This is a genomic window from Flavobacterium flevense, assembly GCF_900142775.1.
In the GTDB taxonomy this organism is placed as follows: Bacteria; Bacteroidota; Bacteroidia; order Flavobacteriales; family Flavobacteriaceae; genus Flavobacterium; species Flavobacterium flevense.
Map to the genome: position 1 here is coordinate 199,309 of NZ_FRCC01000006.1, position 23,655 is coordinate 222,963.

General features: G+C 35.7%; 16 protein-coding genes. All 16 read left to right on the forward strand.

The genetic code is table 11. The features are described 5' to 3' along the window. The first annotated feature begins 9 nt into the window (after positions 1 to 9). Positions 10 to 843, forward strand: a complete 834-nt coding sequence (locus BUB89_RS11850; RefSeq protein WP_073245327.1) for a sialate O-acetylesterase — start codon at positions 10 to 12, stop codon at positions 841 to 843. Between the two features lie 68 nt (positions 844 to 911). Then, positions 912 to 2,849 (forward strand): glycoside hydrolase family 97 protein, encoded by a 1,938-nt coding sequence (locus BUB89_RS11855; protein WP_073245329.1) that lies wholly within the window; start codon positions 912 to 914, stop codon positions 2,847 to 2,849. A gap of 18 nt (positions 2,850 to 2,867) precedes the next feature. Beyond that, positions 2,868 to 5,462, forward strand: coding sequence for a glycoside hydrolase family 31 protein (locus BUB89_RS11860; RefSeq protein WP_073245330.1), 2,595 nt, complete (start codon positions 2,868 to 2,870; stop codon positions 5,460 to 5,462). Positions 5,463 to 5,540: 78 nt separating this feature from the next. Further along, entirely contained in the window at positions 5,541 to 6,500 is a 960-nt protein-coding gene (locus BUB89_RS11865) for a glycoside hydrolase family 43 protein (protein WP_073245331.1), read from the forward strand. An 8-nt stretch (positions 6,501 to 6,508) separates the two neighbouring features. Then, positions 6,509 to 8,092, forward strand: a complete 1,584-nt coding sequence (locus BUB89_RS11870) for a glycoside hydrolase family 43 protein (protein ID WP_083552725.1) — start codon at positions 6,509 to 6,511, stop codon at positions 8,090 to 8,092. Between the two features lie 53 nt (positions 8,093 to 8,145). Then, complete coding sequence (gene xyl3A / locus BUB89_RS11875) at positions 8,146 to 10,740, forward strand: xylan 1,4-beta-xylosidase (protein WP_073245333.1); 2,595 nt, start codon at positions 8,146 to 8,148, stop codon at positions 10,738 to 10,740. Between the two features lie 8 nt (positions 10,741 to 10,748). Beyond that, positions 10,749 to 12,044 carry a family 8 glycosyl hydrolase gene (locus tag BUB89_RS11880; protein WP_073245335.1) on the forward strand — a complete coding sequence of 432 codons (1,296 nt, stop codon included), beginning with the start codon at positions 10,749 to 10,751 and terminating at the stop codon, positions 12,042 to 12,044. 163 nt (positions 12,045 to 12,207) lie between these two features. Next, positions 12,208 to 13,320, forward strand: coding sequence for an alpha/beta hydrolase-fold protein (locus BUB89_RS11885; RefSeq protein ID WP_083552728.1), 1,113 nt, complete (start codon positions 12,208 to 12,210; stop codon positions 13,318 to 13,320). A gap of 12 nt (positions 13,321 to 13,332) precedes the next feature. After that, complete coding sequence (locus tag BUB89_RS11890; RefSeq protein WP_083552732.1) at positions 13,333 to 14,487, forward strand: alpha/beta hydrolase-fold protein; 1,155 nt, start codon at positions 13,333 to 13,335, stop codon at positions 14,485 to 14,487. Positions 14,488 to 14,521: 34 nt separating this feature from the next. Further along, entirely contained in the window at positions 14,522 to 15,415 is an 894-nt protein-coding gene (locus tag BUB89_RS11895) for an alpha/beta hydrolase (RefSeq protein WP_083552735.1), read from the forward strand. 45 nt (positions 15,416 to 15,460) lie between these two features. Beyond that, positions 15,461 to 16,630: an alpha/beta hydrolase-fold protein gene (locus BUB89_RS11900; protein WP_234982627.1), complete on the forward strand. Its 1,170-nt coding sequence runs from the start codon at positions 15,461 to 15,463 to the stop codon at positions 16,628 to 16,630. Positions 16,631 to 16,761: 131 nt separating this feature from the next. Next, the gene (locus BUB89_RS11905; protein ID WP_073245339.1) at positions 16,762 to 18,180 is read left to right on the forward strand and encodes a Gfo/Idh/MocA family oxidoreductase; all 1,419 of its coding nucleotides are present in this window, start codon (positions 16,762 to 16,764) and stop codon (positions 18,178 to 18,180) included. A 31-nt stretch (positions 18,181 to 18,211) separates the two neighbouring features. After that, positions 18,212 to 18,952 carry a 3-keto-disaccharide hydrolase gene (locus tag BUB89_RS11910; RefSeq protein ID WP_073245341.1) on the forward strand — a complete coding sequence of 247 codons (741 nt, stop codon included), beginning with the start codon at positions 18,212 to 18,214 and terminating at the stop codon, positions 18,950 to 18,952. Positions 18,953 to 18,988: 36 nt separating this feature from the next. Continuing rightward, the gene (locus BUB89_RS11915; protein WP_083552737.1) at positions 18,989 to 20,332 is read left to right on the forward strand and encodes a glycoside hydrolase family 43 protein; all 1,344 of its coding nucleotides are present in this window, start codon (positions 18,989 to 18,991) and stop codon (positions 20,330 to 20,332) included. A 69-nt stretch (positions 20,333 to 20,401) separates the two neighbouring features. After that, complete coding sequence (locus BUB89_RS11920; RefSeq protein WP_234982628.1) at positions 20,402 to 22,273, forward strand: glycoside hydrolase family 97 protein; 1,872 nt, start codon at positions 20,402 to 20,404, stop codon at positions 22,271 to 22,273. Between the two features lie 4 nt (positions 22,274 to 22,277). Continuing rightward, entirely contained in the window at positions 22,278 to 23,642 is a 1,365-nt protein-coding gene (locus BUB89_RS11925) for a glycoside hydrolase family 43 protein (RefSeq protein ID WP_073245345.1), read from the forward strand. The last annotated feature ends 13 nt before the right edge of the window (positions 23,643 to 23,655 follow it).

The window sequence follows — 23,655 nt, forward strand, 5'->3', positions numbered from 1 at the left end:
AGAACTCAAATGAAAAAAAAATTAAATCTGTTTTTTGCTTTCTCCCTATTATTTTTTGGAACAAATACATTTGCACAAAATCCTAAATTTCATATTTATCTGTGTTTAGGACAGTCTAATATGGAAGGTTATGCTAAAATTGAACCTCAGGATACAGTAGTAAACAAACGTTTTCAGGTTTTAGAGGCTGTAAATTGTGATAATCTGAACAGAAAAAAAGGACAATGGTACACGGCAGTTCCACCTTTGAGTCGTTGTACTACAGGACTTACCCCATCAGATTATTTTGGAAGAGAAATGATTGCTAATTTACCAGATGATGTAAAAGTAGGTGTTATCAATGTAGCTGTAGGTGGCTGTAAAATAGAACTTTTTGACAAAGATAAGTATGAGGAATATGTGAGTACTTCTCCAAATTGGCTAAAATCAACAGTGGCTCAATACGATGGAAATCCGTATGCCAGACTGGTAGAAATGGCTAAAATCGCTCAGAAAGACGGAGTAATAAAAGGGATTTTATTGCATCAGGGAGAATCGAATACAGGTGATACACTTTGGACAAAAAAAGTAAAAATAGTGTATGATAATTTATTGAAAGATTTAAATCTGAAAGCAGCATCTATGCCTTTATTGGCAGGAGAAGTAGTGCATGCAGACCAAAATGGAGTATGTGCAAGTATGAATAAAATAATTGCCACTTTGCCACAAACAATTCCAAATTCTTATGTGGTTTCTTCCAGTGGATGTCCTGATGGACCAGATAATCTTCATTTTACAGCTGAAGGATACAGAATGTTAGGAAAACGATATGCATCAAAGATGCTTGAGGTGTTAAAGAAGTAGCATAATTTATTTTGTTGCTAAAGAATACCCGATTTTCAATCAAAAATTAAAATGAATCACTTAGAACCATGAAGTTAAAAAATATTTTACTGTCTTTTATAGTACTTAGCTTTTGCCAGTCGTGGTCGCAAAAAATAGTTGTACAGTCTCCCAATAAAAAAAATGTGGTAGCACTATATGCTATGGATTCCAATAATAAAGGAGAATGGTATTTGAAAATATCTCAGCAAACAGATAAAAATACAACTGAAATACTTCCAAAGGTAAGTTTAGGAATATCAAGAAGTGATCAGGATTTTTCAAAAGAGCTTCTTTTTTTAAAAGCAACGAAACCTAAATTGGTAAAAGAACATTATGAACTTCCTTTTGGTAAAAAGTTAGTGCGGGATAATGAAGCCAATGAAGTTGTTGTTTCGTTTGAAAATCCCGGGAAAGCCAAATTAAATCTAATTATAAGAGCGTATAATGACGGAGCTACCTTTAGATATGAATTTCCTGAAAAAAAAGGTTCTTATGTAGTTAATGATGAATTCACGGCTTACCAAATACCAAAAGACAGTAAACGATGGTTGGAAAAATGGAATACAGCTAATGAGGGTTTATATGCGGAGTCCAGTGACGATAAAATAGTACAACAAGAGTGGTGTTATCCGGCATTATTTAATTCATCGGATAAATCATGTTGGTTTCTTTTACATGAGGCCGATTTAGATCGTAATTATTGCGGTACAAAACTAAGTAATACAAAAGACAGTAATATTTACAAACTTACTTTTCCTGATCCAAAAGACGGCAGAGGTACAGGAGAACCAAAACCAAGTATTTCACTGCCATGGCAGTCGCCTTGGAGAGTAATTAGTATGGGTAGTTTAGCTGATATTGTTGAGAGTACATTGGTTGAAGATGTGTCAACTCCCACTCGTTTTAAAACGACTGACTGGATAAAACCCGGTAAAGTATCCTGGAATTACTGGTCCAGTAATCACGGAACTAAAGATTTTAAAACGGTATGTGAGTTTGCTGATTTAGCAGTTGCAATGAAGTGGCCTTATACGCTTTTAGACTGGGAATGGGATGGAATGACGAATGGTGGGAATCTGGAAGATGCCTTAAAGTATATTCATTCTAAAGGTGTAAAACCATTGATGTGGTATAATTCAGGAGGCGATCATACCTGGGTTTCATCTACTCCAAAAGACAGAATGCTTACTCATAAAAACAGGGTTGAAGAATTTACTAAACTTAAGAAATTAGGCGTAGTTGGGGTTAAAATTGATTTTTTCGAAAGTGAAAAACAGAATATGATTCAATATTATCTAAATATATTAGAAGATGCTGCTCAATTTGAGATGATGGTCTATTTTCATGGTTGTATTGTTCCCAGAGGTTGGTCGAGAACTTATCCTAATTTAATGACCTATGAGGGAGTACGTGGTGCAGAATGGTATAATAATGTTCCGGAATTTACTAATACAGCACCAGAACATAACACTATTTTACCTTTTACGCGAAATGTTGTAGGAGCCATGGATTATACTCCTGTTACTTTTACTAATTCTCAATATCCACATATTACTTCTTATGGACATGAGTTGGCTCTTTCAGTACTTTTTGAATCGCCTTTGCAACATTTGGCAGACAGACCGGAAGGATATTATGAATTACCAAATGAAGCTAAAAATTTCCTGAAAGAAGTACCTACATCGTGGGATGACACGAAACTTATTGACGGTTATCCCGGTCAGGAAGTAACTATGGCGCGTAAAAAAGGGGCTAACTGGTACATTGGTGGGATTAGTGCTTCTGAGCGAAAGGAAATAACAAAAAAAATCAAATTGGAATTTTTAGCAGAGGGAGTAAATTATCAAGCCGTTTTAATTGCTGATGGCAAACATGATAAGGCTTTTTCTTCAAAGACTATGGTAGTAAATAAAAATGCAACTATTGACGTAAAATTACTTCGTAGAGGTGGTTTTGCAGTTTCTTTGATTCCAATACAAAACTAACATTTTAAGAATATTTATATGCAAAGAGTCATTTACATTTTATTTTTAGGCTTGCTGAGTACTTCAATTAGTGCACAGCAGTATAAAAAACATGTTTTAACTAAAAATAAATTAGCTATTGATTTGTCAGAAGGAATATTAAATATTATTCCTCTTAACGAAAAATCCATTCGGGTACAATATCAAATTGGAAATGTAAAAGAAGCACAGGAATTCGTTTTGATTAATACGCCAAATGTACCTGGTTTTTCATTGAAAGAAACAGCAAATAGTTTAAAACTTTCTACGAAAGGAATCACTGTTGCATTTGATAAAAAAACAGCAGTGCTACAATATAGTGATAAATCAGGAAAAGTATTTCTTAGTGAAAAAGCAAATTCCAGATTAATGAAACCAAGCACCATTATGGGAGAAGCTTGTTTTGTTGCTGAACAAGGTTTTGAATCTCCTCAAGATGAATATTTATTTGGCTTAGGACAGTTTCAGGATGGTTTTTATAATTTAAAAAATACAACCCGAAAATTAATTCAGGTCAATACACAAATTGCTATTCCGTTTGTAGTATCTAATAAAGGGTACGGATTGTTGTGGCATCAGTACGGTTTGACATATTTTAATCCGACTAATCAAACAATTAATTTAGTTAAAAATACTGTAAACGAAGGAGAAAAACGAGAAGTGGAAGTTACAACGACTTCGGGTACCCAACGAGTTTCCCAACAGCAGTCCGTTTATTCGGGTAGTTTTTCGGTAGCTAAAGATGGAGAATATTCACTGATGCTGGATCTTGGCGATATGGATAGCCGTCATTTAGTTTTGATTGATGGTATCGATGTGATCAATCAATCAAATTTATGGCTGCCGCCGGCAGTGAGTAAATTAGTTTCGTTAAAAGCAGGAGAACATACGGTGAAAGTAGTTTGTAAATCGAGTAATACACCTGCTCTTAGTTTAAAACTTTCTAATAATGAAACAGTTTTTAATTCGCCTAATGCTAAATCACTTGATTATGTAGTTTTTGCAGGAAATGATACTGACGAAATTATAGCTAATTACCGAAACTTAACAGGTAATGTACCCATGTTGCCTAAATGGGCATTTGGGTTTTGGCAATGTCGCGAACGCTACACTTCGGGAGAACATTTGGTTTCAACTATAAAAGAATTTAGAAAACGCAATTTGCCTGTGGATGTAATTGTACAAGACTGGCAATATTGGGGTAAATACGGTTGGGGAGTACCAAAATTTGATGAAACGCATTATCCGGAACCGGAAAAATTCATCAAAGAAATACATGATTTGAATGCTCATTTTTCTGTTTCTGTTTGGGAAAATCTAAATAAAGAATCTGAAATAGGTAAGGAATATGTATCGAAAAATCTATTTATTCCTAATAGTCCATGGATAGATATTTACAATCCGGAAACCCAAAAAACACATTGGAATGCACTGAATAAAAATCTATTTACTCTTGGAGTAGATTCCTGGTGGATGGATGCAACCGAGCCTGAGAATGATGCCTTAAGAGGCAAGCAAATTTTTTTTGGTTTAGGCGATTTTTACAGATTGACCTATCCTTTATTTGTTAGTAAAGCGGTTTATGAAGGACAAAGAAATACGAATCCCGAAAAAAGAGTTACCATTCTTACCCGTTCTGCTTTTTTAGGACAGCAACGTTATGCAACAATTAATTGGTCAGGAGACATTGGTTGGAACTGGGATACTTACAAACGTCAGATAGTGGCAGGTTTAAATTATAATCTTACCGGAATGCCTTATTGGACTACGGATATTGGTGGGTTTTTCCGTCCCGGATCAGGACAATATAAAGATGAAAAGTATCACGAAATACTAACTCGCTGGTTTCAATGGGCTGTTTTTAATCCAATATTCCGTATGCATGGCTATCAAACAGAAACGGAGCCTTGGAAATATGGAGAAAAAGTAGAAAACAATATGCGTTCTATGATGAATCTTAGATACCAGTTGTTGCCTTATATCTATTCAGAAGCCTGGCAGATTTCTAAGAATAATTCGACTTTAATGCGACCATTAATTATGGATTTTAATCAGGATACCACTGCTGTGAGTCAGGCTTATCAATATATGTTTGGAAAAGCATTTTTGATTGCTCCGGTAACGGAAGCTAATGTTACCGAATGGGATGTTTATTTACCAAAACAAAATGCATGGTTTGATTTCTGGACAGGAAAGCGATTTGAAGGAGGACAAACGATAGCTACAGCAGCTCCGTTAGATAAAATTCCGGTTTTTGTAAAAGAAGGTTCCATTGTGCCTATGGGGAATGTAATTCAGAGTACTCAGGCAAAGCAGGATGAACTGGAAATTCGTGTCTATACCGGTAAAGATGCTACGTTTACAATGTACAATGATGAAGGAGACAATTATAATTATGAAAAAGGGAAATACAGTGAGATTCCTATTATTTGGAACGAAAAAAATCAAACCCTGACTCTGGCGAATCAAATAGGAAATTATAAAGATCAAACCACTACTTACACCATGACTATTAAATGGATATCAGGGAATGAAAATGATAGTGTAGTAAAAACAATAAAATATACGGGTAAGAAAGTAGTGGTAAAAAAGTAAATAAACTGAATTGGAAATAAAATAAAAGATAAAACTATTATCCAGGAATTAAAAAAAACCAACCAAAAAATTATAAATATGAAATTGAATACCAAGATTCTATTGGCATTTTGTTGTTTGTCAATGATCGAAATGACAGCACAAAATCCTATTATAAAACACATTTTTACTGCTGATCCTTCGCCTATAGTACATAACGATACGCTGTTTTTATACACAGGTCATGATGTAGCTACTGAGGCAGATACTAATTATAAAATGGCCGATTGGCATGTGTTTTCTACAACAGATATGGCCACCTGGAAAGATCACGGAGCGCCACTTTCGCCAAGTACTTTTTCATGGGCTACTGGAGACGCTTATGCCGCACAGTGTATCGAGAGAAATGGTAAATTTTACTGGTTTGTTTCTACGTTTCATAAAAAAGATGGAGTTAGTGGAGGCGGAGCTGCTATAGGAGTTGCTGTTTCGGATAAGCCTACCGGACCTTTTAAAGATGCTATTGGAAAAGCGCTTGTTATCAATGAAATGACTAAAGATTTGCCTCATGCCTGGGACGATATTGATCCTACTGTATTTGTAGATGATGATGGGCAAGCTTATATGTTTTGGGGTAATGGAAGCTGTAAATGGGTAAAATTGAAAGAGAATATGACAGAAATAGATGGTTCTATTACCACTTTTAAACCTAAAAATTTTATAGAAGGACCTTGGGTTTATAAAAGAAAGGGACTCTATTATTTAGTGTATGCCGGTGCAGGCACTAAACCGGAAATGATAGAATATTGTACCGCTACAAATCCTGCCGGGCCATGGACCTATCAGGGGATTATTCAGGAAAATGTACCTAATAGTTTTACTACCCATCCCGGAATTATTGATTATAAAGGAAACTCATACTTTTTTTACCATAATGGAAGTTTGCCTACAGGAGGCAGTTACAGACGCTCTGTTTGTGTAGATTATATGTATTATAATGAGGATGGAACTATTAAAAAAATAGTACAAACTACTGACGGTGTAAAAGCTTTAAAATAAAAATTGACATGAATATAAGAGATACCTTTTTTAATATTGTTTTGCTGGTTGGTTTAACAATTACTACAAATAATTATGCACAGGAAAATAGAGCTAAAAATCCATTGATTCATGCAGATGTTCCTGATTTATCAATGATTCGGGTAGGTGATACTTATTATATGAGTAGCACTACAATGCACGTTAATCCGGGAGTTCCAATTATGAAATCTACTGATTTAGTCAATTGGAAACTGGTTAATTATGCTTACGAAACATTAGAAGATGATAATGACAGACTCAATTTAGATAATGGAAAAAATGATTATGGCAGAGGTTCATGGGCTAGCTGTTTGCGTCTTCATGAAGGAATTTATTATGTAAGCACTTTTTCAGGAACAACGGGTAAAACATACATTTATTCAACAAAAAACATAGAAAAGGGACCTTGGAAAAAAACAGTACTAAATAATTCCTACCACGATCACTCCATTCTTTTTGATGATGACGGAAAAGTGTATATGGTTTGGGGTGCAGGAAAACTTCAAATTATAGAGTTAAACAAAGATCTTTCTGGCGTAAAAGAAGAGACTAAAAGGGTCTTAATAGAAAATGCCAGTGCTCCTGCCGGAGATAATATTATGTTGCAATCTGAAGGTTCTCAACTTTTTAAGATTAATGGCAAATATTATTTATTTAATATCAACTGGCCACGTGGCGGAATGCGTACGGTGATTATCCATCGGGCAGATAACATCAATGGCCCATGGGAAGGAAAAGTGGGATTGCAAGATCAGGGAGTTGCACAAGGAGGACTTATTGATACCCCGGATGGCAGATGGTTTTCTTATTTATTCAAAGATGCCGGAGGTGTAGGACGTATTCCTTATTTAGTTCCGGTAAAATGGGAAGATGGCTGGCCAATATTAGGAGTGAATGGAAAAGTTCCTGAATTTTTAGATTTACCTCCAAGCAAAGGGCTAATTCCCGGAATTGTAAATTCAGATGAGTTTACACGTAAAAAAAGTGATAAGGATTTGTCTTTAGTTTGGCAATGGAATCATAATCCGGATAATTCGCTTTGGTCTGTTAGAGAGCGAAAAGGGTATTTAAGATTAAAAACAGCCAGAATAGACAGCAGTTTTGTTCAGGCTAAAAATACCTTGACCCAAAGAACTTTTGGACCTGAAAGTTCAGCTTCAACAATGCTTGACATTTCTAAGATGAAAGAAGGAGACATGGCAGGACTAGCTTTGCTGCAAAAAGAATTTGGATTAATAGCAGTGAAAATTGAAAATGGCGCTAAAAAAATTGTGATGATGGATGCCGTAAAAGGTGTTTCGAAAGAAGTGGCAAGCGTAGCTTTAAACCAGGACAAAGTATATTTTAAAGCAGATTGCGATTTTAAAATCAGAGCAGATAAAGGAAAGTTCTACTACAGCTTGGACGGAAAAGAATGGATTAGTATTGGAAACACTATAAAATTACCTTACACACTTCCACATTTTATGGGATACCGTTTTGGTCTGTTTAATTATGCTACGAAAAATACGGGTGGATATGTAGATTTTGATTATTTCCATATCAATGGTTCAATTTCAAAAATGGATTAGTTTGTTTTTTTGAATAAAACCCCATTTTTAAATTAAATTCTAAATATAGAAGTATGAAAATGAGTTATTTATACATAATAAGTTTATTGTCAATAGTTAGCATACATGCACAACAATATCCTTATAAAAATCCGTCACTTACTTCAGAAGAACGAGCAAAAGATTTAATTTCACGATTGACTCTTGAAGAAAAAGCAACATTAATGTGTGATCAAAGTGATGCTATACCAAGACTTGGAATTAAAAAATTCAATTGGTGGAGCGAAGCTTTACACGGCTATGCCAATAATGATAATGTTACTGTTTTTCCAGAACCTATTGGGATGGCAGCTTCATTTGACGATCAATTATTGTATCGGGTTTTTGATGCAGTTTCTGACGAAGCCAGAGCCAAATACAATCAATGGATTAAAAACGGAAATGAAAATAAACGTTTTTTAAGTCTTTCGGTTTGGACACCTAACGTAAATATATTTAGAGATCCGCGCTGGGGTCGTGGTCAGGAAACTTATGGTGAAGATCCTTACCTAACTTCCAGAATGGGAATCTCAGTTGTAAAAGGGCTTCAAGGACCTGCCGATGCTAAATACCGGAAACTTTTAGCTTGTGCTAAACATTATGCGGTGCACTCAGGACCGGAATGGAGCAGACATGAGTTGAATCTTAATAATGTAACTCCCAGAGAGCTATATGAAACTTATTTGCCAGCATTTAAAAGTCTGGTACAGGAAGCTGATGTGCGTCAGGTAATGTGTGCTTATCAGCGTTTAGACGATGAACCTTGCTGCAGTAATACCCGACTTTTACAACGTATTCTTCGTGATGAATGGGGATATAAATACTTAGTAGTTTCAGATTGTGGCGCCGTGACTGATTTTTATACCACACACAATGTTTCCTCTGATGCAGTTCATGCTGCATCCAAAGCAGTTTTAGCAGGAACTGACGTTGAATGTGTATGGGAAAAATATCCTTTTAAAGAACTTCCCAATGCTGTTGCAAAAGACTTAATTAAAGAAGAAGATATTGATAAAAGTTTGCTTCGGGTTCTAGTGGGGCGTTTTGATTTGGGCGAAATGGATGATGATGCAATTGTACCCTGGACTCAAATTCCTGCATCCGTTCTTAACAGTAAAAAACACCAACAATTGACGCTTGAAATGGCTCAAAAGTCAATGACGCTTTTGCAAAACAAAAATAATATTCTTCCTTTAAATAAAGCAGTTAATAAGATGGCACTAATAGGCCCAAATGCCGATAATGAACCTATGTTATGGGGAAATTATAATGGAACACCCGTTAAAACAATTACTATTAAAGATGGAATAGAATCAAAAATAGACGTAAATAAAATCTTTTTTGATAAAGCTTGCGATTTAGTTGAGGATAAGGTAACCCAATCTTATTTTGACCAATTTTCATTTGATGGAAAAAAAGGAATGAAAGCCAGCTTTTGGAATAATCCAAACAGAGAAGGTAATAGTGTCATTTCGCAACAAATTGTTAATCCTATCAAAACAACTACTGCAGGTCAGCATGAGTTCGCTTCAGGGGTTAAACTTGAAGGTTTTTCGGCAAAATATGAAGCCGATTTTTTAGCTAAAGCAAATGATACGCTTATTTTTAAAACAGGTGCAACTGGTGCTTTCGAACTATTAGTAGATGGGAAATCAATTGCAAAATACACCAATTGGCGAACTGTTCCGGGAAACTTTCGTTTTCCGGTTGAGGCTGGAAAAAAATATAAAATCGAAATTCTTTTTGCACAATCCAACAATTGGCAAGCCAATCTTGAATTTGATTTTGGAAAAGAATATGCTATAGATTTCAGTGGTTTAATTCAAAAATTAAAAGGAATTGATACTGTAGTTTTTGCAGGTGGACTTTCAACCTTACTGGAAGGGGAAGAAATGCCAGTTTCTTATCCTGGTTTTAAAGGAGGAGACAGAACAAATATTGAACTTCCTGCTGTTCAAAGAATGTGTTTAAAAGCGCTCAAAGCGGCTGGTAAAAAAGTGATTTTTGTAAACTGCTCAGGGTCTGCAATTGCCTTAACACCAGAGACAGAAAGCTGTGATGCTATTTTACAAGCTTGGTATCCGGGAGAAGCTGGTGGACAGGCTGTTGCTGATGTTCTTTTTGGGGACTACAATCCAGCGGGAAAACTACCGATATCTTTTTATAAAAACTCAGATAAATTAGGCGATTTTGAAGATTATTCAATGAAAGGACGTACGTACAGGTACACAACTGATGTTTTGTTTCCTTTTGGTTTTGGATTAAGTTATTCCCAATTTAATATAGGTACTGGTAAATTGACCCGTACAACTATTCAATCAAACGAAAATACACAATTAAGTTTCCCTATTCAAAATACGGGTAAACGTGACGGAACAGAAATTGTTCAGGTTTATGTTCGAAAACTAAACGACCCTGACGGTCCATTAAAAACATTGAAAGCCTTTAAAAGAATTAATTTGAAAGCAGGTGAAAAGCAACATGTAACCATCGATTTACCAGCCTCTTCTTTTGAGTTTTTTGATGCTAAAACAATTGGAATGAACGTAACTCCGGGAGAATATGAAGTGTTTTACGGGAACAGTTCCGATGCTAAAGATTTAAAAATGATTAAAGCTTCTATTAAATAAAGATAATTATGGATAATAAAACAGATAATAGAAACGGCTCTTCCATCAATAACATTTTAGTATTGATTTGGGTATTTATGATTCCATTTTTGGCTTTAAGCCAAAATAAGAAAAAGCAGGATAAAGCAGGGAATGCTACACCTCAATATCGCAATATTTTTAAAGAAGCAGGTTATAGCCAGGCTGAAATCGATAAGAAATTGGCAAAAGCCTATTATGATGTTTTTGAAGGTCCGGATCGTGTTTATTTTGAAGAAGGTGATTCTTTAGGTTACGTCTCTGATGTTAAAAATAATGATGCTCGTACCGAAGGAATGTCTTATGGAATGATGGTGGCTGTTCAATTGGATAAGAAAGATGTTTTTGACCGTCTTTGGCGTTGGTCAGTAAAATACATGCAGCATCAAGAGGGACCAAGAGAAGCCTATTTTGCCTGGAGTGTAAATCCTAAAACTAAAAAACAAAATTCGCCCGGTTCTGCGTCTGACGGGGAATTATATTATATAACAAGTTTATTATTTGCTTCTAATAAATGGGGAAATAATACAGGAATTGACTATTACAAGGAAGCTCGCAGAATATTAGACGCCATGTGGAAAAAAGACGGAACTGGAAATATCTATAATTTAATTAATACGGAGCACAAGCAAATCACTTTTGTACCTGAAGGTGGCAGCTATAATTGGACTGATCCTTCTTATCATTTGCCTGCTTTTTATGAAGTTTGGTCATTGTATGCTAAAGATGGTCACGAGGAATTTTATAAAGAATGTGCCCAAGTTTCTCGTAACTTTTTACACAAGGCAACACATCCCGTAACGGCATTGAATGCTGATTATACCGAGTTTGACGGAACACCACATTCTACCCGATGGATGCCGGCAGCTTTTAGATATGATTCCTGGCGGGTTCCAATGAATATTGCGATGGATTATACCTGGTATGGAAAAGATAAGAAATGGCAGGAAGATTACGCTAAGCGATTTCAAGATTTTTTAAGATCGAAAGGTATGGAAACGTATGTTGATCAGTACAATTTAGACGGATCTACACCGGATTTTATTCTGCAAGCAGGACCTGTAAAAAAGTTAAGACATTCCATAGGATTGGTTTCTACTGCGGCAACAGCCTCGTTAGTAAATCATAAGAAAGGCAATCTTGATTTTGTCCATGCAATATGGAATGCCAAATTAGAACCCTATGAAGATGGTTATTTTGATCCTTATTATGATGGATTGATGTATCTTTTTAGCCTTATGCATTTAAGTGGAAATTATCAAATTATTACACCCGAAACTAATTGAAATTAATATTTATTAAAAAAAGAAATTTTCTTTTCCCCATCCCTAAAGGGAGAAAAATTTCTTTAAAATTCATCAAAATTACACCCTTTAGGGATAGGGGAAATTAATTTTGATGAATTTATACAGGCTCTAATTAAAATTAACTTTTAAAACTTGAAAATATATGAAACAGCATTTTAATCTTATGTTATCGGTCTTTTTATTAACAGGCTATTTTTGTTCAGGACAAACCATTGTAGAAGATTTTAAGCCATCTACTGTCAATCAGCCGGGACAGGAATACCCACAAGTTAATTCTCAGGGATACGCCCGATTTAAAATTTCAGCTCCACAGGCACAATCGGTTGTGGTGAGTCTTGGATTAGGAGGAGCAAAAGGAGGAACTGCTCTTACCAAAGGAGAGAATGGTTTTTGGACAGGAACTACTACAGGAGCAATGGATGAAGGATTTCACTATTATCATGTAACTGTTGATGGAGGTGTTTTTAATGATCCCGGAGCCTTAAATTTTTATGGATCTACCCGTTGGGAAAGCGGTATCGAAATTCCGGCTCATGATCAGGATTTTTATGCGTTAAAAGATGTTCCTCATGGTAATGTACAGCAAATTCTTTTTCCTTCAAAAAGTACTAATACTTCTCGTAGAGCTTATGTTTACACACCACCAGGGTATTCTAAAGAACAATCTAAACGTTTCCCGGTTTTGTATTTGCAACATGGTTGGGGCGAAGATGAAACGGCCTGGAGTAATCAGGGACGTGTCAATTTAATCATGGATAACTTAATTTCCGATGGAAAAATCAAACCATTTATCATCGTAATGACTTATGGAATGACCAATGAAATCAAATGGGGAGGTATGGCAAGTTTCAAAATTGATGGTTTTCAAACGGTTCTTGTTGATGAATTAATTCCTTATATAGATACCAATTTCCGTACTCTGGCTAATCATGCCAATCGTGCTATGGCGGGACTTTCAATGGGAGGTATGGAAACAAAAACCATAACACTGAACAAACCAGAAGTATTTTCTCATTATGCACTTTTGAGTGGTGGAACTTATAAACCGGAAGACATTAAAAATAAATCAAAGGTCAAACTTATCTTTTTAAGTTGTGGAAGTAAAGAGCGTCCTGATGGTGTAAAAAATGCAGTAACTGGTCTGAAAGAAGCAGGATTTAATGCTGTTTCTTATGTATCAGAAGGAACCGGACACGAATTTCAAACCTGGCGTCGTAGTTTTAAAGAACTTGCTCCTTTACTTTTTAAAAATTAAAAAAAGTTTTTTATGAATTACAAATCGATTATTTATTTGGTTAGTATCATGACAACTACAATTGGCATTGGACAAACTAATCCGCTTAAAGTTACGGAAGATTTTAAGCCTTCTTCCGTCAATCAACAAGGAAAATTATATCCACAAGTCAATTCTCAAGGTCGGGTAAGGACAAGTATTCTGGCCCCTCAGGCTAATAAGGTGCAGCTTGATCTTGGAGGTACTAAATATGATATGGTCAAAGATGATAAAGGTATCTGGACAGGAGTATCTGAACCTCAGGATGAGGGATTTCATTACTACCAACTCAATATTGACGGAGCATCAGTCCCGGATCCCGGAACGGTATATTTTTATGGTGCAGGCCGTTTAGGAAGTGCAATAGAAATTCCAGCGTCAGATAGCGATTTTTATGCTATGAAAGATGTTCCGCATGGACTTGTTAGCGAAAATATCTATTTTTCTAAATTGACCAATTCGTTCAGACGTTGTTTTGTTTATACGCCTGCGAATTATAATGAAAATACAAATACACGTTACCCAGTTCTTTATCTACAACATGGAAGTTTTGAGGACGAAACAGGTTGGGCGGTTCAGGGAAAAGCTAATTTAATATTGGATAATTTGATTGCATCGAAAAAAGCAAATCCTATGATCGTTGTAATGGATAATGGTTATGCTTATAAACCTCAAAGCGGTACAGCTCGCCCGGAATCAGTATTTGAAGACGTGTTAATCAATGAAATAATTCCTATGATTGATGCTAAGTTTCGCACCATTGCAAACAGAGAAAATAGAGCAATTGCAGGACTTTCTATGGGAGCCAATCAAACTATGAGAATCATGATGAATAATTTAGATACTTTTTCTCATTATGGAGGATTTAGCGGAACATCCAATTATCCGAGTACTGATGCAATTGATGTCAACACTTTTTTAGATGGAAAATTTAAAGATGGTAATGCACTCAATAAAAAAGTAAAGCTCTTTTGGTTAGGATTGGGAACTAAAGAACCTAATCCGTTTCCGGGATCCGTGGGGGTATTTCGAACCATGTTAGAACAACAAGGAATTAAATATGCCTATTATGAATCTCCTAAAACAGCGCATGAATGGCTAACATGGAGAAGATGTTTAAATCAATTTGCAACGCAATTATTCAAATAAAAAACCAATTATCAACCAACCTAAAAATATAATAATGAAAAAAATTATTGTTACAGCAACAATGCTTTTTATGTGTAATCTAATTGTTGTTGCACAAAAAATCGAAAAAGAAGGGCCGAATGGATTTGACCAATTAAAGCCAGCTATCGCTCACGGTACAATAGATACCATCACTTATGATTCAAAAACAGTAGGTACGACCAGAAAAGCTTTAGTTTATAAGACTCCTGGATTTTCAAAGGACAAAAAATATCCTGTACTTTATTTGTTACATGGTATTGGAGGTGATGAAAAAGAGTGGTTAAAAGGAGGAACACCACAAATAATATTGGATAACTTATTTGCTGAAGGAAAAATCAAGCCAATGATAGTAGTGTTACCAAACGGTCGCGCCATGAAAGATGATCGTGCCACGGGGAATATTATGGCTCCGGATAAGGTTCAGGCTTTTGCAACTTTTGAAAGAGATTTATTGGATGATTTAATTCCGTTTATCGAAAAAACATATCCAGCTTTGACCGATAGAGAAAACCGTGCTATTGCAGGACTTTCTATGGGAGGAGGACAATCACTTAATTTTGGTTTAGGGAACTTAGACAAATTTGCCTGGGTGGGTGGTTTTTCTTCCGCACCAAATACAAAAATGCCGGAAGTTTTGGTACCTAATCCGGAAGAAACCAGGAAAAAATTGAAATTGCTATGGATTTCCTGTGGAGACAAAGATGGCTTAATTACTTACGGCAAGCGTTTACATGATTATTTATTAGAAAAAAACGTACCACATGTATATTATTTAGAGCCAGGCGGACATGATTTTAAAGTTTGGAAAAATGGTTTGTACATGTTATCACAGTTTTTGTTTAAGCCTGTTGATGTAGCCTCTTTAAGCCAATATACAGTATTGGATACAGCTTCTGTTGAGAAGTAAAAATTAATCAGATATTGGATTATCAACGGTCTATAAAAAACAAATATGAGTAAATTTTTAGAATTGCATAACATCAAAACTGGGTTGATAGTAGGAGTGTTTTTCTTTTTGAATTTTGCTACAGTAAAAGCTCAAAGTTCGATAATTGAAACAAAACAGGAGCTAATAGGTGTTCCCGCCCAAACCAATATCCGCAATGCCAAGTATCCTCAAATACTACCTGACAATCGGGTTGTTTTTAAAATTAAGGCACCCGATGCTGCTAAAGTACAAGTCGATTTAGGAAAAAAATACGACATGATAAAAGAGGAAGACGGAACTTGGAACCTGACTACCGATGTTGTAAATAAAGGATTCAATTATTATTCCTTGCTAATTGATGGTGTGGCCGTTGCTGACCCTGCAAGTGCCACATTCTATGGTATGGGACGTATGGCAAGCGGTATAGAGATTCCAAATAAAGAAGGTGATTTTTATGCTTTAAATAACGTGCCACATGGTGATATTAGAATTAAGCAATATTTTTCAAAAGCCACGAATTCCTGGCGGGAAATGTACATTTATACGCCACCAGGCTATGAAAAGTCTACCGAAAAATATCCTGTTTTGTATCTATTGCACGGAGGAGGAGAAGATCAGAGAGGATGGGCTACTCAGGGAAAAGCTAATTTAATTTTAGATAATTTAATTGCCGAAAACAAAGCCAAACCAATGGTGATAGCAATGCTCGATGGCAATATGACTGGAATTACAGGTTTCGATGAAAGGGCGCTTAAGGCTTTCGAAAATGAATTGAAGTTAGGAGCAATTCCGTTTGTGGAAAGTAATTTTAGAGTGGCAACCGATGCCAAAAACAGAGCTTTGGCAGGTTTGTCAATGGGTGGATTACAGACTTTATATGCAGGTGTGAAAAATTCAGATATGTTTTCAAGTATAGGAGTGTTTAGCTCTGGTTGGTGGGCAAATAATACCACATTATCTGAACCTCAATATGAGTTTATGAAAAATAATGCCGCAACTATTAACTCAAATATCAAAGAATTCTGGATTTCTATGGGAGGAAAAGAAGATATTGCGTATGAAAATTGTAAAATAATGATGAGCAAATTCGACCAAATGGGGATAAAATACAAATACAGTGAATATCCAGGAGGTCATAGTTGGCCGGTTTGGAGACATGATTTATTTATGTTTACACCATTATTGTTTAAATAAATCATAAGACCACTGTACCAAGAATGAACTGGAGCAATGAATAATCTTCTGCTTATTTGTTGATTCCGGGATTTGGTTTTTATTATTAGAAATACGATAAAATTTTACAAGACAATTAAAATAATTTTAATATGAGTAAAAGAGAAAATTCAAGACGCATATTTTTAAAACAAGCTATATTAGGATCGGCTACAGTTGCTATAGCTCCGTCATTATTTGCAAATTCAGCTTCGGCATCCGAAAAAGAGAAGGTTAAGTTAGCTTTGGTAGGTATTGGTAACCGTGGCGGGCAAATTGCCAAGGATTTGTATACTACTGGTTTGTGTGAAATCGTAGCGCTTTGTGATGTAGATATGGGAGCCAAGCACACACAGGAAATCATGGCAATGTTTCCCAAAGCCAAACAGTTTAAAGATTTTCGGGAAATGTTTGATAAAGTGTCAAATGAAATCGAAGCCGTTTCTGTAGGTACACCGGATCATTCTCATTTCCCTATTTGTATGATGGCACTCTCTTTAGGTAAACATATTTATGTTGAAAAACCTATGGCTTGCACCTTTTATGAAATTGAACTAATGATGCAGGCAGCCAGAAAACGTCCTAATGTGGTAACCCAAGTGGGTAATCAGGGACATTCAGAGGCAAACTATTTCCAGTTTAAAGCATGGAAAGAAGCAGGAATTATTAAAAATGTAACGGAGGTGGTAGCCCACATGAATTCGCCCCGAAGATGGCATGGTTGGGATCCAAATATATATAAACTTCCGGAAGCACAACCAATTCCTGAGGGGATGGATTGGAACACCTGGTTAATGGCCAGACCCTATCATGACTATAGCGAAAAGTACCATCAGGGTAACTGGCGTTGTTGGTATGATTTTGGAATGGGAGCACTGGGAGATTGGGGAGCCCATATTTTAGATACCGCCCATGAATTTCTAGATCTTGGACTGCCTTATGAAGTTAATCCGCTTAAATTAGAAGGTCATAATGATTATTTCTTTCCTATGTCGTCCACAATCCAATTTAAATTTCCTAAAAGAGGTAGTATGCCACCGATGAATATTACTTGGTATGATGGTGTAAACAATATGCCAACTTTACCATCCGGATATGGTGGTTCTCAATTGGATCCTAATATTCCAACAGTCGCTGGTACAAAGTTGCAGGAGGCAAAGTTGAATCCCGGAAAAATAATTTACAGTGATGATCTTATTTTTAAAGGTGGTACGCACGGAAGTACTTTAAGTATTATTCCCAGCGACAAAGCCAAAGAAATGGAATCAAGGTTGCCAGAAGTTCCTGTAAGTACTTCTAATCATTTTGCTAATTTTCTGCTGTCCTGTTTGGGAAAAGAAAAAACCAGATCACCGTTTGAAATTTTCGGTCCACTGAGTCAGGTTTTCTCATTGGGAGTGATTGCTCAAAGATTAAATACACCTATTAAATTTGACAGAAACACAAAAACGATTACAAACAATCCGTTTGCTAATGCATTATTAACAGATGTCCCACCACGCAAAGGATGGGAAGAATTTTATAAACTTTGATAAAAGAATCGTTCAAAAATAAAATCTAAACATGAAAAGATTATTGTTATTAATTATAGTGTTGCTTAGCAGTTTTGTTGTTCAGGCACAAAAAGACAATTCGAATACTTTAACCCCAAAAGAAGTGAATGAGGGTTGGGAGTTACTATGGGATGGAAAAACTACGAATGGATGGAGAGGAGCAAGAATGGATACGTTTCCCACAAAAGGATGGAGTATCACAAACGGTAGCTTAAAAGTACATAGCACTGATGGTGGAGAATCTTCTAATGGTGGAGATATTGTTACCGTCAAGAAGTATAAAAATTTCATCTTGAAAGTAGATTTTAAAATAACAAAAGGAGCTAATAGTGGAATAAAATACTTTGTGGATTCTGATTTGAATAAAGGAGCAGGATCTGCAATTGGTTGTGAATTCCAAATATTAGATGATGAAAATCATCCTGATGCAAAAAATGGAGTCAGAGGAAATCGTACACTCGGATCCCTTTATGATTTAATTACCTCTAAAAGAGACAAGAATTTCAAGTTTGATAAGGACGACTTCAATACAGCCACAATCATAGTTCAAAATGAAAAAGTAGAACACTGGTTAAATGGAGTTAAACTTGTAGAATATACCCGAAATAACCAAATGTGGGATGCTTTAGTTGCCTACAGTAAATATAAAGATTGGCCAAATTTCGGAAACGCAGCAGAGGGTAATATTTTATTGCAAGACCATGGAAATGAAGTGTTTTTCAAAAATATAAAAATTAAAGTTTTAAAATAGTAGGTTCTTTTTTTAATGTTATTAATAACAACAATTATGATTAATTATTCAAAATTGCAGAATGCAAGGGTATTGGCTTTTGGGATATTTTTTCTTTTGAATCTTTCAACAGTAAAAGCCCAAAAACCAATAATCCAAACAAAATATACGGCTGATCCGGCACCAATGGTACATAATGATACCATATTTCTTTATACTTCTCATGATGAAGATGATGCAAAAGGCTTTAAAATGCTTGATTGGTTGCTTTACACATCCACTGATATGGTCAATTGGACAGAACATGGAGCAGTTGCATCTTTAAAAGATTTTAAATGGGCTAAGCAGGATAACGGAGCCTGGGCAGTGCAGTGTATCGAGCGAAATGGTAAATTTTATTTGTATTGTCCTATGCACGGTGGAGGGATAGGAGTATTAGTTTCTGATAGTCCGTATGGTCCATTTAAAGATCCTCTGGGGAAGAGACTAGTCTATTCTGATCACAACATTTGGGACGATATAGATCCAAGTCCGTTTATTGATGATGATGGTCAGGCCTATTTGTATTGGGGAAATCCACATTTGTATTATGTGAAACTAAATGCGGATATGATTTCTACTTCTGGCGAAGTTGTAAAAGTAGATTCAAAGCCTAAAAATTATCAGGAAGGACCATGGATTTGGAAAAGAAAAAACAATTATTATTTATCTTATGCTTCTACCTGTTGTCCGGAAGGTATTGGTTATGCCATGAGTAATTCGCCTACAGGACCTTGGGAATACAAAGGAATGATTATAGATGCAAGTGAAAAAACAAGAGGAAATCACCCGGGAATTATTGATTACAAGGGGAAATCCTATGTTTTTGGACATAGTTATGATTTGCTAAAAAGTGAGACTGCTACCTTTTATGAAAGACGTTCTGTAGATGCTGAACAGCTGGTTTATAACGAAGACGGAACAATTAAAAATTACAGTTATTTTACCAAAGAAGGACCGGAACAAATAGAAACGCTCAATCCTTTCAGACGCATAGAAGCAGAAACGATGGCTTGGAGTAAAGGTGTTAAAGCCGATAAAAATAAAGAATCCGGAGTTTATGTAACTCAAATCCATAACGGTGACTTTATTCAGATAAGAGGAGTTGATTTTGCAAAAGGCGCTAAAAAAATAGATCTTATTGCAGCCTCTTTAAACGGAGGGACAATTGAGATACGTCTGGATAATGTTGACGGTGCTATTATAGGTACCAGTAAAATAGAAAATACGGGTGGAGGACAAAATTGGAAAACATTCAAAACTAAAGTTAAAAAAGCAAATGGCGTACATGATTTGTTTTTTGTTTTTAAAGGAGAACAAGGAGAGTTATTCAATTTTGACGCATGGAAATTCAGTAAATAAACACCAATGAGAAATATATTTTTTTTATGCTGCTTCATCATTTTTTCAGCAGCTTATTCGCAAAATACAATGTCAGTTTCAAGTCCTAATGGAGACCTGACAGTGAAGGTATTAATTAAGGATGGAACGGCATTTTACTCTGTTACTTATAAAGGAGGAATCGTATTAGAAGAATCTCCGCTGGGAGTAATTACTAATGCGGGCGATTTTACAAATAATATGAATTTTGTAAATTCAACTACAGCTAAAGTAGAGGAAACGTACAATCAGACTAAGATTAAACAATCAAAAGTAAATTATAATGCCAATACTTTAAACTGTGTGTTTTCGAATGCCAAGCAACAAAAAATAGCAGTTTTGTTTCAGGTAAGTAATAACAATATTGCTTTTAGATATGAGCTTCCGGTATGGGGAGATACTAAAGTCTGTGTGGTTTCTGAAGAAAAAACAGGATTTAAATTTCCATCAACAACAACAACTTTTCTTTCTCCGATGATGCGACCAATGACAGGATTTGCCCGTACTGCACCAAGTTATGAAAGCGGTTACGAAGCGGATGCTCCATTGAGTAAAACCACATCTTCTGAAGGTTATGTGTTTCCGGGACTTTTCAATTTAGCCAATAAAGCCTGGATTTTGTTATCCGAAACAGGAGTGAGTAGTTTGTATACCGCTTCGCATTTAAGTGGGTATAAAAACGGTATATACACTGTAGAGTATCCAAATCCGAAACAAAACAATGGTTTTGGAAGCTCGGGAGCACAAATAAGTCTTCCCGGAGTAACACCCTGGCGAACAATCACTGTAGGAGAAACACTAAAACCTATTGTTGAAACTACCATTCCTTTTGATGTTGTAAAACCACTTTACAAGCCTTCACAAGAGTATAAAATGGGACGCGGTAGCTGGAGCTGGATTGTATGGCAGGACAATAGTATGAACTATGAAGATCAGGTAAAATATATTGATCTGGCTGCTGCTATGAAGTTTGAATATATTTTGATTGATGCCTGGTGGGATGATAGAATTGGTTATGACAAAATGAAAGAATTGATTCAGTATGCTAAATCTAAAAATGTTGAGGTATTCTTATGGTACAATTCTAATGGTACTGTTAATGATGCTTTTCAGACTCCGCTCAATAAAATGAATACCGCTATTGCCCGAAAAAACGAAATGAAGTGGCTTAAAGAAGCAGGTGTAAAAGGATTGAAAGTAGATTTCTTTGGAGGAGATAAACAAGAAACGATGAAATTGTATGAAGATATTCTTTCAGATGCTAATGATTATGGTTTAATGATTGTTTTTCATGGTGCAACATTACCTCGTGGTTGGGAAAAAATGTATCCGAATTTTGTAGGAAGTGAAGCTGTAGTAGCCTCTGAAATGTTAATTTTTTCGCAGGATGTACGTGAAAAAGAAGCTTATTTTGCCTCATTGCATCCTTTTATTCGAAATGCAGTAGGAAGTATGGAATTTGGAGGCGTATTATTAAATAAATTTCTAAATAAAGGAAATACAAAAGGACAAGAACGATTGACTACTGATGCTTTTCAATTAGCAACTTCGGTTCTTTTTCAAAATCCGGTTCAGATGTTTGGTCTGACTCCCAATAATTTGACTGATGTACCAGCTTTTGAATTGGATTTTTTAAGAAAGGTTCCAACCACATGGGATGAAACGGTTTTTATAGACGGATATCCAGGTAAATACACTGTTGTAGCACGAAGACAGGAGAAAAAATGGTATGTAGCAGGTGTAAATGCCGAGAAAACAGCTAAAGTTTTAAAACTAAAATTACCTATGCTTGCTGGTCAAACGATCACGATGTATAATGATAAAGCGGATAAAGAAACGTATACCACCAATTTAAAAGTTTCTAAAAATGGAGAATTGTCTATAACAATACAGCCTAATGGAGGATTTGTAATAACCAATTAGAATTATGAAACAACCTTATAAAATAGTAGCAATACTTATTATACTCTTAAATTGTACAATAGGAGAAGCACAAAATCCTATTGTACAAACCAATTATACTGCCGATCCGGCTCCTATGGTTTATAATGGCAAAGTGTATTTATATACCAGTCATGATGAAGATGATTCCAGCTGGTTTACCATGAACGATTGGCGATTGTATACCACCGACGATATGGTCAATTGGACTGATCACGGAGCCGTATTGTCTTATAAAGAATTCGATTGGGCAAAAATGAACGCTTGGGCACCACAATGTATAGAGCGAAAAGGAAAGTTTTATATGTATGTTCCCATAACTGATCGTCAGGGAAAGAACGGTATTGGAGTTGCTGTTGCTAACAGTCCTTATGGACCATTTATTGATCCGTTAGGAAAACCTTTAGTTTCAAATAGTAATGCTGATATTGATCCTACTGTATTTATAGATGATGATGGACAAGCTTATTTATTTTGGGGAAATCCGGTTTGTTATTATGTAAAGTTAAATGAAGACATGATTTCTTATAAAGGTGAAATCCAACAAATTCCGAATACAATAGAAGCATTTGGCAAGCGTGAAGGAAAAGTAAATGAACAAAGACCCACAACTTATGAAGAAGGACCGTGGTTGTACAAACGAAATAGTCTTTACTATTTATTTTTTGCTGCAGGACCTATTTCGGAGCATATTGGATATTCAACCAGTAAAAATATAGAAGGTCCTTGGAAATATCAAGGAGTTGTAATGCCTACACAAGGTGGTTCTTTTACGAATCATCCGGGAGTTATTGATTTTAAGGGAAAAAGTTATTTTTTCTATCATAATGGAGCATTACCGGGAGGTGGAGGTTTCACCCGTTCTGTAAGTGTTGAAGAACTTAAATTTAATAAAGACGGGTCGATCGTGCAAATGAACATGACCGAAGGAATTAAACAAAGTTTAAGTCCGCTAAATCCTTTTACTAAAACGGAAGCAGAAACTATTGCCTGGTCAGAAGGCGTGAAGTCGATGAAAAATAATGTAGTTGGCAATTTTATTACAGCTAAACAGAATAATGCTTATACGAAAGTCAAAGAGGTAGATTTTCGTCAGGAGGGAGCTACTAAATTTACAGCGCGAATAGGTACAACACATAACAGTAATGTATCGATGGAAATACGATTAGACAGTAAAGAAGGAGCGTTACTGGGAACTATAAATGTCCCAATGACAGGAGGAAATGACCGATGGGTAGTAAAGACGCTTGATATAAAAAAAGTATCCGGAGTTCATGATATTTATTTCGTTTTTAAAGGGAAATCTCAAAAGGATATTATGTATTTTGATTATTGGATGTTTTCAAAATAGACTCCTTTTTAAA